Annotated in this window: 8 protein-coding genes; 4 read left to right on the forward strand and 4 right to left on the reverse strand. The window is 74.7% G+C overall.

Going from position 1 to position 12,786, the window contains the following annotated elements; all coding sequences use genetic code 11:
• Nucleotides 1-171: 171 nt before the first annotated feature.
• Nucleotides 172-1,536: an NAD(P)/FAD-dependent oxidoreductase gene (locus tag ACKUU6_RS14875; protein ID WP_407989011.1), complete on the reverse strand. Its 1,365-nt coding sequence runs from the start codon at nt 1,534-1,536 to the stop codon at nt 172-174.
• 370 nt (nt 1,537-1,906) lie between these two features.
• Here ACKUU6_RS14875 and ACKUU6_RS14880 point away from each other — a divergent pair, with 370 nt between their 5' ends.
• On the forward strand, nt 1,907-2,707 hold the full coding sequence (locus ACKUU6_RS14880) for a TetR/AcrR family transcriptional regulator (protein ID WP_407989012.1): 801 nt from the start codon (nt 1,907-1,909) through the stop codon (nt 2,705-2,707).
• 266 nt (nt 2,708-2,973) lie between these two features.
• Complete coding sequence (locus ACKUU6_RS14885) at nt 2,974-4,971, forward strand: sigma-70 family RNA polymerase sigma factor (protein ID WP_407989013.1); 1,998 nt, start codon at nt 2,974-2,976, stop codon at nt 4,969-4,971.
• A gap of 50 nt (nt 4,972-5,021) precedes the next feature.
• Here the strand turns inward: ACKUU6_RS14885 and ACKUU6_RS14890 are convergent, their stop codons facing one another.
• The 3 genes from ACKUU6_RS14890 to ACKUU6_RS14900 all read right to left on the reverse strand — a co-directional run bounded on the left by ACKUU6_RS14890 (nt 5,022) and on the right by ACKUU6_RS14900 (nt 8,526).
• Nucleotides 5,022-5,711 (reverse strand): DsbA family oxidoreductase, encoded by a 690-nt coding sequence (locus ACKUU6_RS14890; RefSeq protein ID WP_407989014.1) that lies wholly within the window; start codon nt 5,709-5,711, stop codon nt 5,022-5,024.
• A gap of 104 nt (nt 5,712-5,815) precedes the next feature.
• Complete coding sequence (locus ACKUU6_RS14895) at nt 5,816-6,334, reverse strand: universal stress protein (RefSeq protein WP_407989015.1); 519 nt, start codon at nt 6,332-6,334, stop codon at nt 5,816-5,818.
• 74 nt (nt 6,335-6,408) lie between these two features.
• Complete coding sequence (locus tag ACKUU6_RS14900; protein ID WP_407989016.1) at nt 6,409-8,526, reverse strand: asparagine synthase-related protein; 2,118 nt, start codon at nt 8,524-8,526, stop codon at nt 6,409-6,411.
• Nucleotides 8,527-9,261: 735 nt separating this feature from the next.
• On the opposite strand from ACKUU6_RS14900, the gene ACKUU6_RS14905 reads away from it, so the two are divergent.
• Both ACKUU6_RS14905 and ACKUU6_RS14910 read left to right on the forward strand, forming a co-directional pair.
• Nucleotides 9,262-10,683 carry an MFS transporter gene (locus ACKUU6_RS14905; RefSeq protein ID WP_407989017.1) on the forward strand — a complete coding sequence of 474 codons (1,422 nt, stop codon included), beginning with the start codon at nt 9,262-9,264 and terminating at the stop codon, nt 10,681-10,683.
• Between the two features lie 413 nt (nt 10,684-11,096).
• Nucleotides 11,097-12,635, forward strand: coding sequence for a TROVE domain-containing protein (locus tag ACKUU6_RS14910; protein WP_407992132.1), 1,539 nt, complete (start codon nt 11,097-11,099; stop codon nt 12,633-12,635).
• Nucleotides 12,636-12,786 lie beyond the last annotated feature (151 nt).

Here is a 12,786-nt window from a genome sequence, read left to right on the forward strand (position 1 = left end):
TGGGACAGCAAGCTTGCGGAAGACGAAGATCATCTGATGGATCATCACATCTTGTGCTTGGCAAAGCACTCGGTGTGATGGCCCGGACGGGGTGATCCTGTCAGGCCGGGCCTCGATTCCGAAAGTCGTACGACGATTGCGGTGCGTCCTCCCCCGGTCGTCGGGCCGTGGTCACTGGCGGAACCCGGCCTCGAACTCGGAGCGCGGGTGCTCCACCGTCCCGAGCGAGACCACCTCCCGGCTGAACAGTCCGCCCAGCAGCCAGCCGGTCAGCACCCTGATCCGCCGGTCGGTGCTGGGCAGCCGCCGCAGGTGGCGGGCCCGGTGCAGCCACCAGGCCCGGCGGCCGGTGAGCTGGCCGCGCCGGGTGTGGGCGACGCCTCGGCGGAGGCCCAGCGAGGTGGAGCAGCTCAGCCGCTCCGGCTGGTACGGGACGGGCGCCCGGGCGCCGAGTACGGCGACCAGGTTCTCCGCCAGCAGGGTGGCCTGAGCCAGGGCGTGCTGGGCGTTCGGTGCGCAGTACGCCCCGGCCTCCCCGGCGGGGTCGGGGACCGCGGCGCAGTCCCCGGCGGCCCAGACGTCCGGCAGTGCGGCGCCGTCCGGACCGGCCGCCTGCAGCGTGGGCAGGCAGCGGACCCGGCCGGTGCGGTCGAGCGGCAGGTCGGTGGCGCGGAGCAGCGGCGCGGGACGGACGCCGGCCGTCCAGACCAGGGTGCGGGCGGCGAACCGGCTGCCGTCGGAGAGGCACATCCGCCGGTCGGTGGCGGACTCCAGGGTGGTGGAGAGCCGGACGTCGATGCTGCGGTCGCGGAGCTCGGCCAGGGTGTGCGCGGCGAGTTCGGCCGGCTCCTCGGGGAGGATCCGCGCGGTGGCCTCGACCAGCACCCACCGCAGGTCCTCGGCGGTCACGTTGTGGTAGCCCTTGGTGGCGTACCTGGCCATGTCCTCGAGTTCGGCCAGCGCGCCGACGCCCGCGTACCCCGCGCCGACGAAGACGAAGGTCAGCGCGGCCTGCCGGAGCTCCGGGTCCCGGGTGGTGGAGGCCAGGTCGAGCTGTTCCAGCACGTGGTTGCGGAGGCTGACCGCCTCGCCGACGGTGGCGAAGCCGAGGCCGTGTTCGGCCAGGCCGGGCACCGGTGCGGTCCGGGAGACCGAGCCGGGCGCCACCACCAGGATGTCGTACGGGAGTTCGCCCGGCTCCGGCTGCTCGCCCCGGCTCGCGCCGTCCACCCGGACCAGGCGGGCGGCGTGTTCGATGCCGGTGACCCGGGCGGTCAGCACCCGGCAGTGCGGCAGCACCCGGCGGAGCGGGACGACCACGTGCCGGGGATCGATCGAACCGGCCGCGACCTCGGCCAGCAGGGGCTGGTAGGTCAGGTAGGGCTGCGGTTCGACCAGGGTGATCTGTACCCGGCCGTCCCGGAGTTGGGCCTTGAGCAGCTGCTGGAGGCGGAGTGCGGTGGCGGTTCCGGCACAGCCGCCGCCGACGATCAGGATCCTGATGGCGGCGCCTCCTTCCGTTGTGAGCTGGTTCACGCCTCCATGACGCCCTGCCGGACGGCTTCTTGTCCACAGGCCGTACCGGATCGGGTGGTTCGATTCGGCCGTGAGTTCGCCGGCCGTCCCCCGCCACTACTCCGTCGGAGTGTCGGTTTTGCCGCGAGGGCGGGGTTTCGGTCCACTTCTGCCGCGAACTTCCTTGAACTATGGTCGGATTGTGCGTCGGGCCGGGCCATTGTCCGGCCTGAGTGGTATCTGACTGCGGCACGGCCGACCGGGGAAGGGTGGTCCACAGCGGCCGCCCGACCGGGGGAGGCCCGTGTGATCGGGCGTAGTGGCGCGCCTGGGGGTGCTGCCACGGCCGGACTGGGGCGCCCGATGCCGGGCACCCGTGGGGGAGGTTGGAATGACGGATCAGGATCAACTACTGGGACTGCCCGCGCCATCGTCGGCGGGTGAGGGCGCGGTCCAGGCCGGCCACGGCATGGTGCCGGAACAGCGCGGCCCGGTCCAGTCGTACGGCGCTCCCGGGGCGGTCGCCCCGACCGTGGCCCCGGCGGACGAGCCCGGCGGTACCGCCCGCCTGCGGGTGGACGCCCGGCGGAACCTGGAGAGCGTGCTGCGGGCCGCCCGGCAGGTGTTCGGCGAACTCGGCTACGGCGCCCCCATGGAGGAGGTCGCCCGGCGCGCCGGGGTCGGGGTCGGCACGGTGTACCGGCGCTTCCCGAGCAAGGAGGTCCTGGTCCAGCGGATCGCCGCCGAGGAGGTCGCCTGGCTGACCGACCAGGCCAAGGAGTCGCTGTACGGCGGCGCCGGGCCGTGGGAGTCGCTGGCCGGCTACCTGTCCCGGGCGGTCGGTTCGGGCGCGGGACGGCTGCTGCCGCCCTCCGCGTTCCGGTACGCGGACGAGCTGGCCACCTTCCGGGACGCGGCGGACGTACCGCTGGTGCCGGTGCAGCGCGGCGCGGAGACGGTCTGGGACTCGGATCCGCGGCAGTTACTGCACCTGTTGGCCGCCTTGGTCGCCCGAGCGGCCGCGGCGGGCGAGCTGCGGCCTGGGGTGACGGTGTCGGACGTGGTGCTCGTGTTGACGGCGGCGGTGCCGGTGCACGCGCGGCCGGCGCGGGCCGAGGAGGACGAGAGTCAACCTCAGGACGCCCCGGGCGAGCGGTTGTTGCAGATACTCCTGAACGGCCTCCGCGCCTAGTCGGACGGTGCGTCCCCGGGCGTGGCACCAGCCGGACGGTGCGTCCCCGGGCGCGGCCGACGTTTCACACGGCGGTGGACCGCGAACGGCCAGGCGTCGTGGGGCGGTCCCCGATCGGGTGGGGCGAAGGTGGAGCGGCTTCACGTGCGGGCCGCACTATGCCAAGCTTTGGCCGTGGTTGGAGCCATTGTCCCGTTGCGCGCCGTTCGTCCGGCCAGGTCCGTGCCCCTTGCGGTCCGGCGTATCCAGGTGTCCGGGAGGGCAGGTTGAGCGCCGAGGAGCAGAACGAGCACGGCTACGGTCTCGGTGCGCCCGGCCAGGTGCCGGACCAGGCGGCTGCGCCGAGCCGTGAGTCGTTGACCGGCCGGGTGCCGGGGCAGGCCGCGGCCGGGCACGGCGGGGTGACCCCGGCGGCCTTCGTCGGTGCCGAGGCCGAGCCGTCCGCCCGGCCGGTGGTGCCGGCGCCCGCTGATCCGGTGGATGGTGAACGGCCGCCCTCCGACGCGGAGTTGACGGCCAGGGTGCGGGCCGGGGACGACAGCGCGTACGAGGAGATCTACCGGCGGCACGCGGACTCGGTCCGCCGGTACGCGCGGACCTGCTGCCGTGACAGCTTCACCGCCGAGGACCTGGCGGGCGAGGTGTTCGCCCGTACCCTCCAGGCGCTGCGGGCGGGCAAGGGGCCGGAGTTCGCGGTCCGCGCATACCTGCTGACCGCCGTGCGGAACGTCGCCGCCGCCTGGGCCAGGAGTGAGCGGCGCGAGCAACTCGTGGACGACTTCAGCACGTTCGCGCAGACCTCGGCCGCCACCATCGACCTCGACCTGGCCGATCCCGGTGCGGACGCGTGGGCGATGGCGATGGCCGACCAGCGGATGGTCATGCAGGCGTACGCCGAACTCCCCGAGGACGACCGGGTGGTGCTCTGGCACACCGAGGTCGAGCGAGAGTCGCCGAAGACGGTGGCGGTGATGCTCGGCAAGACCGCCAACGCGACGGCGGTGCAGGCGCACCGGGCCCGCGACCGGCTGGCCGCCGCCTTCCTGCAGGCCCATGTGTCGGGCAGCCAGGCGCGGGACTGCGAGGCGTACGCCAACCGGCTCGGCGCCTACGCCCGTGGCTCGCTGCGCAAGCGGGCCTCGGCAGAGGTCGGGCGGCACGTCCAGGAGTGCGACCGCTGCGCGGCGGCCTACCTGGAGCTGACCGAAATCAACACCGGGCTGCGGGCGATCCTGCCCGGCGGAGTGCTCCTCTGGGTCGGTGCCGGGTACTTCACCGTGGCCGCCGCGGCCGTCGGTGCGGGTGCGGTCGGCGCTGGTGCGCTGGCCGGTGCCGGCGCCGCGTCGTCCGGTTCCTCCTCCGGCGGTGCCGCAGCGGTGGCCGGGGAGGGTCTGGGCACCGCTGCGAAGGCCGGGATCGCGGCGGGCATCGCGGTGGCCGCCGCAGCGGTGGCCGCGTACGCGCTCACCGGTGCGCCCGAGCCGAAGCAGCCGACGGCGGCTCCGGTGGTCGCCGCCCCGGTGGCGCCGCCCAAGCCCGCCCCGGCTCCGCCGACGCCCGTCCCGTCGCCTTCGCCCACCCCGGAACCCACCCCGGAACCCGAGCCGTCCCCCACGCCGACGCCCCCTCCCTCGCCGAAACCGAAGCCGAAGCCCACCCCGTCGCCGACCCCTACGCCCTCGGCGGCACCAACTCCGACTCCGACTCCGACGCCCGTCCCGACGCCGCCGGTGATCAAGCTGCCCCCGGTCCCGACACCCCCGCCGGTGCCGACCCCGCCACCGCCGCCCATGCCGCCGGTGCCCCCGATGATGCCGACCGACTTCTGGGCCGACGTACTGCCGTTCACCCCGAACGGCGTACACCGTGATCCGCCGTCGGGCCCCACCATCCGGCGCGGCGGGGGCAGTCTCCGGCAGCGCTCCGACCTGTCGATCGGCGGCAGCAGCTACCGGCACGGGCTGAGCGTCAACAGCCCGACCACCGTGACCATCGACCTGAACCGGGCCTGCACGACCTTCCGGGCGAAGGCCGGGCTGGACGACTTCGGGATCAGCCTCGGCACCGTCAGGTTCCGCGTCGAGGGCGGGGACGGCGAGGTGCTCTGGAGTTCGGGCCGGGTCGGCGCCGGCGATCGCGCGGTCCCCGTCCAGGCGGACCTGACCGGTCAGCGTTCGATCCGGCTGGTCGTCACCCCGGACTCCCGCGGGTGGGGTCTGATCAGCCTGGCCGACTGGGCGGACGCCCGGATCAGCTGCGTCTGAACGGACGGGTGCCCCGGGCCGGTCAGCGGCCCAGGGCACCCGATGACCCGTCAGACGGCGCAGGCGCCGTCCGCGCAGCTGTCCCCGTGCGGGGCCTCCGGCTCGGCAGCGGTCTCGGCCGCCACCTGCTCCAGCACCCGGAGGAAGGTGTCCGCCTCCTGACCGCCCTGGACGGCCCACTTGCCCTCGAAGACAAAGGTGGGGACGGCCGTGATGCCGATCTCCCGGCCCTCGGCGAGCTGCGCCCGGACGGCGTCCGAACCCTCGTCACCGGCCAGGTAGGCGGTCACCCGGTCCCGGTCGAGGCCGGCACCCACCGCGATCTCGGTGAGCTGCGTGCGGTCGCCGACGTCCACGCCCCGGCTGAAGTGCGCGGTCAGCAGCGCCTCCTTCAGCACGCCCTGGACCGCCGCGCCGTACTCGCTCTCGGCCAGGTGCAGCAGGCGGTGGCCGAGGAAGGTGTTGGCGTGCAGCGCGGTGTCGAAGTCGAACTCGATGCCCTCGCCCCTGCCCAGCTCGGTCACCCGGGCGTCCATCGCCACCGACTGCGGCCCGTACCGCTCGGCCAGCCAGGCCCGGTGCGGGGTCGCGGTCTCGGGCGCATCCGGCACCAACTGGTACGGGCGGTAGACCACCTCGACGCCGTCCTTGCCCGCGAAACGGTCGAGGGCCTGCTCGAAGCGGCGCTTACCGACGAAGCACCACGGGCATGCGACGTCCGACCAGATCTCGACCTTCATGACGGTGACTCTCCTGCTCTCGGGCCTCGGGGACTGACTGGTGAACGCTCAACAATCTGCCCTGATTCCCGGTTCCCGGTCGGCTGTGACCGTGAACACCCAGGTCAGTGGGCCGGGGGTGCCGGGACCACGAGGACCGGGCAGGCGGCGTGGTGCACGGCAGCGGTGCTGACCGAGCCGAGCAGCAGGCGGCTGAAACCGCCGTTGCCCCGGGTGCCCACCACCAGGGTGTGCTGGTCACGGGTGCAGCGCAGCAGGACGTCGATCACGTTGCCGAGCACTACGTGCAGGGCCAGCTCGCCCTGGTACGGCCTGCCCCTGGCGTGCTGGACGGTGGCGACCGCCCGGCGCAGGCCGTCCGCCATGCTGGCCGACAGCCGTTCGATGCTCTCCTGCACCAGCTCGATCACGCCCGGCGGGTAGCCGGTCGGGGAGGGGTTGACCACCGCCAGGACGTACAGCGGCAGGCCGAACAGTTCGGCCTCGGCCATCGCCCGGTCGAGCGCCCAGAGCGACCCGTCCGAACCGTCGCACGCCGCCAGCACCCCGGGCGGATCAGCGGCCGGCAACGCGCCGAACACCGGTAGCGCCTCGGGCGCGGCAACCTTCTCTGAGCTGTGCACCTCCCCATGATGGCCCGTCAGCTGCCCGGCGACCTGCGATGACGCGCGCGGCCGCGACCGGTGCCGCCGCGGCCTCAGGCCGGGCGGGCCAGGGCCGGGCGGTCGGGGGCGGGCAGGCCGGTCCAGCAGGAACCGTGCCGGCGGGCCAGGATGCGGCGGAGCCAGAGTTCGGTGGAGACCAGTTCGGCCAGGCCCGCCACCGTCCCCGGTGACGGCTCGGCCGACGGGCCGGTGGCCTCGGCGAGGGCGGCCCGGACGGCGGGCAGGTCGATCAGCCCGGCCTCGGCCAGCAGGGGGGCACGGAACAGTTCGGCCAGGCCATCGGCAGCCAGCCGCAGGCCGTCCCGGTCCGGTCCCTGGCGGTCCGGACGGGCGGCCAGACCCCAGTCGGGCGGCAGGTCGGTTCGGGAGGCCCCGGTCAGCACGGCCCGCAGCAGCGCGTGCCGGGCGCCGGGCTGGAGCCGGGTCTCGACCGGGAGCATCCTGGCCGCGCGGACCACCTGGTTGTCCAGGAACGGCGCGTGCAGCCGCTGGCCGCGCTGCTCGGCGGCGTGCAGCAGGGTGCGGTACTCGGCCGCGTGCCGGTGCAGCGCGTGCCTGGCCCGGCGGGCGCCGGGCGGTTCGGCCGGGGCGGGGCTCCTGGCCGCCAGCCGGAGCCGGAGCGCGACGGCGGAGAGCGCGTCGTCCGACAGCCAGCGGGCGGCGGGGCCGGGCACGCACCAGGCGAGTTCGGCCGCCGACACCTCACCGAGGCTCCGCCCGGCCGGTCCGTGACGGACCGTCAGCCGGACGGCCGCGTCGTCCAGGGCCTCCGCGTACCGGGCGCGGGCCAGCCGGTGGGCGGCGCGCCAGACCGTCAGGGGGGTGCGCAGGGTGCCGAGCACGCCGGTCGCCGCCGCCCGTTCGGCCCCGGTCAGCGCCGCCACCGGGGCGGCCAACCGCCGGGCCCGGCCGGCCCGGACCAGGTCGGCCAGCCGCGCCGGATGACCGTCCAGCACCTGCCGGGCGCCGTAGCCGGTCAGGTGGTCGGCGCCGCCCGCGCTCAGCCGGCCGCCGATCCGGGCCGCCGCCACCAGCGCCGTCCCCGGCTCGTCGGTGAGCGGCCCTGCGGGCGGTTCCGCCCCCGGGTCGGCCAACTCGGCGTACGGGAGGGTGGTCGGCAGCACCAGGTGCCGCAACCTGGGCAGTTCGGCCACGGTGGCGGCCGGGCTCTCGGCCGACTCCCGGACGGTCACGGCGGTGAGCGTCTCGGGTCCGGTCGGCTGCCGGTGGTCGGGGCGGGCCCAGGAGCCCTTCACGGCACCGGTCCGGGCAGGCAGCTCGGGCGGCTCGTCCCGGGCGACGCGCGGTCCCGGCGCGATCGGTACGGCCGCGGCCAGCAGTGCCACGGTGGCGGACGCGGTGCCGTACGAGAGGTCCACCCCGAGCCGTGGCCGGTCCGTGCCGCTGCCGGGGGCGCGCACCCGGCAGCGGACCGACTCGAGTAGCGCGCGCGTCAGTTCGCGCACCGCGGGTGCTTCCTCGCGCTCGAAGGGTGCACCGCCGGGCTCCGGCTCGTACGCGGAGACGTGGGCGCGTCCGTTTCGCACCCCGAGCAGGTGGCCGGGGGCCACCCGCTGCACACCCAGGTACGGCGAGCCCGAGCCGATCGCCTCGGGCGACTCCGGGCAGGCCAGCCGGGCGGCCAGGTGCCCGGTGTCCAGCGGGGCCCCCACCAGGTCGGCGAGCGGGAGCGCGGCCGTCGCGTACGCCGTACCGCCCGCCCACGGGGTGTGGAAGACCGGCAGCACCCCGGCCAGGTCGGTGAGCAGCACCGTGCTGCGCGGGCCGGTGCGGATCACCACGGTATAGCTGCCCGGCCAGGTGGTGAGGTGGCGCACCGCACCACCCCTGGCGGTGGCCAGGCCCGCCGCGAGCTCCTGGTCGGACGCGCCGCAGCGGCCGAGCACGGCCAGTCGTACGGTGCCCGGCTGGTCCGACGCCTCGTCAGCTGCCTCCGCTCCGGGCGGGCCGGTGGTCACCGTTGCCGACGCCCCGGGCCGCAGCGTCACCAGCCGGATCTCGTCCGGCCGCCAGTCACCCACCGCCCACAGCGGACTCGGCCCCGTCCAGAGCGTGACGGCCGCCAGCGGACGCACCGCCCCGACCACCGGCAGGGCCGTACCGGGGCACCAGCCCGTGAGCCACCGCATCGTGCCTCCGCTCCGCCGCAGCACCTGCCGTACGGAGGCCATCGTGCCACCCCCGGCGCGCAGTTGGGCAGAACTCCGGGCACCCGCCGCACCATCAGGGGCGCGGCTGAGGTTCTGCCCGACGTAGGGGTTCACGCGAAAGTGGGTGGCCGTTCCCGCTACTGACGTCGGCGTCGCCCGTTCGCGGCGTGGGGCGGGCCGGGCCTTCCCCTCCGGGGCCCGGGCCGCCCCGGTCTGGCATGGACATCAGCGGATGGCCGAAAGGCGTCGCCTTGCCCGGGAGGGCATCCGCATGCCCTCCCGGACCCCACCACCGCCCGCGGGGATGTAGGCAGTGGTGTCCCCCGGCCCGCCGGGTCCTCGACGACGGGCCGACCCACAGCGTCCAGCGAATCGCCGACCTGGCGATCGGGCCAGGGAGCACGGCCGGGCGCACAACCGCACCGGACCGGAGCACGCCGGTCCGCCGCGCCCCCACCGGCTCGGGCCCGCCCGCGCGCCGCCGCGTCCGGGAGCCGTTGAGCGGCACGCGATCCCGCCATCCGGAATCCGGACTCTTAACCCTCGGAACCCGGACGACTACGCTAGGTGCAGCAGTGGCTCGCGCCAAGGCTCGGCGACGGGCCCGCCACCCCGTGCGCCACCCTCGGCCGACAGCCGTGCCGATCCCGATCAAGCCAACTGCCCGCGCACACCGAGAACCGCCGGACACCGCCAGGGGGTGCCGCAGCCACCATGACCGTCAGCTCACGAGGGCCGAACGAACGGCTCGGCACGCTTCTCGGCCTGGCCCAGATCAGCAACGCGGGCCTGGCCAGACGGGTCAACGACCTGGGCGCCCAGCGCGGGCTGACGCTCCGTTATGACAAAACCTCGGTGGCCCGCTGGGTGGGCAAGGGCATGATCCCGCAGGGGCCCGTGCCGCACCTGATCGCCACCGCGATCGGCAGCAAGCTGGGCCGCCCGGTGCCGTTGGACGAGATCGGGCTCGGCGACACCGACCCGGCGCCCGAACTCGGCCTGGCCTTCCCGCGCGAGGTTCCGGCCGCGGTCCGTTCGGCCACCGACCTCTGGCGGGTCGACCTGGAGCTGCGCCGGGGCCCCGGCGGCGGCCGCTGGAGCGACAGCCTGGCGGGCACCTTCTCGGTCGCGGCGTACGCGACGCCGGTCTCCCGCTGGCTGATCACCCCGGCCGACGGTTCGGTGGCCCGCGGCGAACCCGCCCCCGACCTGAGCGGCTACCGGGTCGGCCACTCGGACGCCGCCAAGCTCCGCGAGGCGGCCCAGGAGGCCCGTCGCTGGGACTCCAAGTACGGCGGTGGGGACTGGCGTTCGTCGATGGTGCCGGAGTGCCTGCGGGTGGAGGCGGCGCCGCTGCTGCTCGGCTCGTACAGCGACGCGGTGGGCCGCGCGCTCTTCGGCGCGACGGCCGAACTGACCAGGCTGGCCGGGTGGATGGCGTTCGACACCGGCCAGCACGAGGCCGCCCAGCGGTACTACATCCAGGCCCTCCGGCTGGCCAGGGCCGCCGCCGACGTGCCGCTCGGCGGCTACGTGCTCGCCTCGATGAGCCTCCAGGCCTGCTACCGGGGCTTCGCCGAGGAGGCGGTCGACCTGGCCCAGGCCGCCCTCGAACGGAACCGGGGCCTGGCCACCGCCCGGACGATGAGCTTCTTCCACCTGGTGGAGGCCCGCGCCCACGCCAGGAACGGCAACGCCCCGGCGTGCGCGACGGCGCTGTCCGCCGCGGAGAGCGCACTCGAACGTGCCCGCGCCGGTGACTCCGACCCACCCTGGATCGACTTCTACGCCTACGACCGGCTCGCCGCCGACGCCGCCGAGTGCTTCCGCGACCTCGGCGAACCCAGCAAGGTCCGGCAGTTCACCCGGGAGGCACTGGCCCGCCCCACCGAGGGTTACGTCCGCTCGCACGGCTTGCGGCTGTTCGTCTCCGCCATGGCCGAGGCCGAGGCGGGCGACCTGGACGCAGCCGTCGCCGCCGGCGAACGGGCGGTCGCGGTGGCCGGCCGGATCTCCTCCCAGCGCAGCCGGGAGTACGTCCGCGAGCTGCTCCGCCGTCTGGAACCGTTCCAGGAGGAGCGCCGCGTCCAGGAGTTGACCGAACGGGCCCGGTTGGTGCTGGTCGCGCCGGTTTAATCGGATGCCCCGCCGGAGCGGACCGGCTACTGTCACGACTCGCGTCCCCGATGCGCTCGACCGCCGGTTACTTCCCTGAGAACGCACCACCCAAATACACCGGTCGGTCACCTCTGATCTCGGGGACGCGCAGTCAGCCCGCCCGATGCGCGGCTTCGGCTCCTGTGGTGGAACGGCCTCCTGGTGCCACGACACCTGCTGCGACCGCTCCGGGCCCTCTCTCCATCGTCCAGCCCAGCAGGGGGACATCTGCCTTGCGGTTCAACCGCCAACAGGCCAAGACCGACATCAGGACCGAGATCAGCACCGACCTCCCGGAGCGGTTCCGGCTGGAACTCCGCCCGGCGGACTCCTCCCACCCGGGTTGGCCGAAGGCCCTTCCCGCGCCACCCCAGCCCGTCCGACCCGTCGTCCTGGCCCCGGGCACCCCGCTGGCCAACCACGAGTGCGGCACCGGCTACGTCCGGGAGCCGAAGACCGAGTTGTTCGTGCTGGCCGCCGCCAACTTCGTCGCGCAGCGCTCGTTCTACGAGAGCGCCGAGGCGCGCGACGACCGGTACTCCGCGTTGGTCCGCCGGCTCGCGGTCAGCGATCCCGAATGGGCCCTCGGCCTGCTCCGCTGGCTGCGCCAGGACGCCCGGCTGCGCACCGCGTCCCTGGTGGGCGCCGCCGAGTTCACGCGGGCCCGGCTGGCGGCAGGCGCCCCGGGGCACTCCCGTCAGGCGATCGACGCCGTTCTGCAACGCCCGGACGAGCCGGGTGAGTTGCTCGCCTACTGGACCACCAGGTACGGCCGTACGCTGCCGTCGCCGGTGAAGCGCGGGATCGCCGACGCCGTCCGCCGGCTCTACACCGGCCGGGCCCTGCTCAAGTACGACACCGACTCGAAGCCCTACCGCTTCGGCGACGTCCTGGAGCTCACCCACCCGGCGCCGCACCCCGGGAAGCCCTGGCAGGCCGGGCTGTTCCGGTACGCCCTGGACCGCCGGCACCGTGCGGACCGCGCCGCTCCCCCAGCCGACGACCAAGTACTGGTCGCTCGGAACGAGTTGACCGCCGTTCCGGTCGCCGACCGTCGCGCGCTGGTCACCGGCCCCGACGGAGCGGAGCGCCTGGCGGCGGCCGGGATGACCTGGGAGGCACTGTCCGGCTGGCTGCAGGGCCCGCTGGACGCCGCCGTCTGGGCGGCCGCCATCCCGTCGATGGGCCCGATGGCCCTGGTCCGCAACCTGCGGAACTTCGACCGGGCGGGCCTCGACCACGAGGTGGCCGCCGAGGTCGCGCGACGGATCAGCGATCCGGCCGAGGTGGCAAGGTCAGGGCAGTTCCCGTTCCGCTACCTGGCCGCGTACCGCAACGCGCCTTCGAGCCGATGGGGACCGGCGCTGGAGCTCGCGCTCCAGCACTCGCTCGCCAACGTGCCCGAACTTCCCGGCCGGACCCTGGTCCTGGTGGACCGTTCGGGATCGATGTTCGACACCGCGAGCGGGCGGACCCAGCTCAACCGGGCCGACTCCGCGGCGATCTTCGGGACGGCGCTCAAGCTCCGGGCCGCCGACGCCGACCTGGTCCAGTTCGGCTCAGGCAGCCGGTTGATGCCCGTTCAGGCGGGCGAACCGGTGCTCCGGGTGGTCGGCCGGTTCGGCTCGCTCGGCGGCACCGACACCGCGGGAGCGATCCGGAAGCACTACCGGGACCACGATCGGGTGGTGGTGATCACCGACGAACAGGCTAGGCCGGGCTCCCCGGTCTTCGGCCCCGTCCCGGAGGAGGTACCCGTCTACACCTGGAACCTCGCGGGCTACCAGGCCGGCCACGCCCCGGCCGGTCCGAACCGGTACACCTTCGGCGGCCTGAGCGACGCCGCGTTCCGCCTGATCCCACTGCTGGAGGCGGGCGCGGACACGACCTGGCCGTGGGAAGCACCCTCACCGGCCGACGGGTGCGCCTAGGCCCGGTCCTGGCGATCTTGTCGGCTCCGACATGTGCGGATAGCGCCGCGGGGCGTGCGGCCACAACCGCCTCGTGCTGGGTCGTACTTGGGCGTTTCGGCCGTGCGTCCAGCCGGGCTGTGACATCAGCTGCTGGCGCGGCGGGTCCGGC

Source organism: Kitasatospora sp. CMC57, assembly GCF_045866025.2.
In the GTDB taxonomy this organism is placed as follows: domain Bacteria; phylum Actinomycetota; class Actinomycetes; order Streptomycetales; family Streptomycetaceae; genus Kitasatospora.

What these genes read in the sequence shown, in the direction of transcription:
- ACKUU6_RS14880 (WP_407989012.1), top strand. Translation starts at nt 1,907, where the DNA reads ATGACGGATCAGGATCAACTACTGGGACTGCCCGCGCCATCGTCGGCG.
- ACKUU6_RS14890 (WP_407989014.1), bottom strand. Translation starts at nt 5,711, where the DNA reads ATGAAGGTCGAGATCTGGTCGGACGTCGCATGCCCGTGGTGCTTCGTC.
- ACKUU6_RS14900 (WP_407989016.1), bottom strand. Translation starts at nt 8,526, where the DNA reads ATGCGGTGGCTCACGGGCTGGTGCCCCGGTACGGCCCTGCCGGTGGTC.
- ACKUU6_RS14905 (WP_407989017.1), top strand. Translation starts at nt 9,262, where the DNA reads ATGACCGTCAGCTCACGAGGGCCGAACGAACGGCTCGGCACGCTTCTC.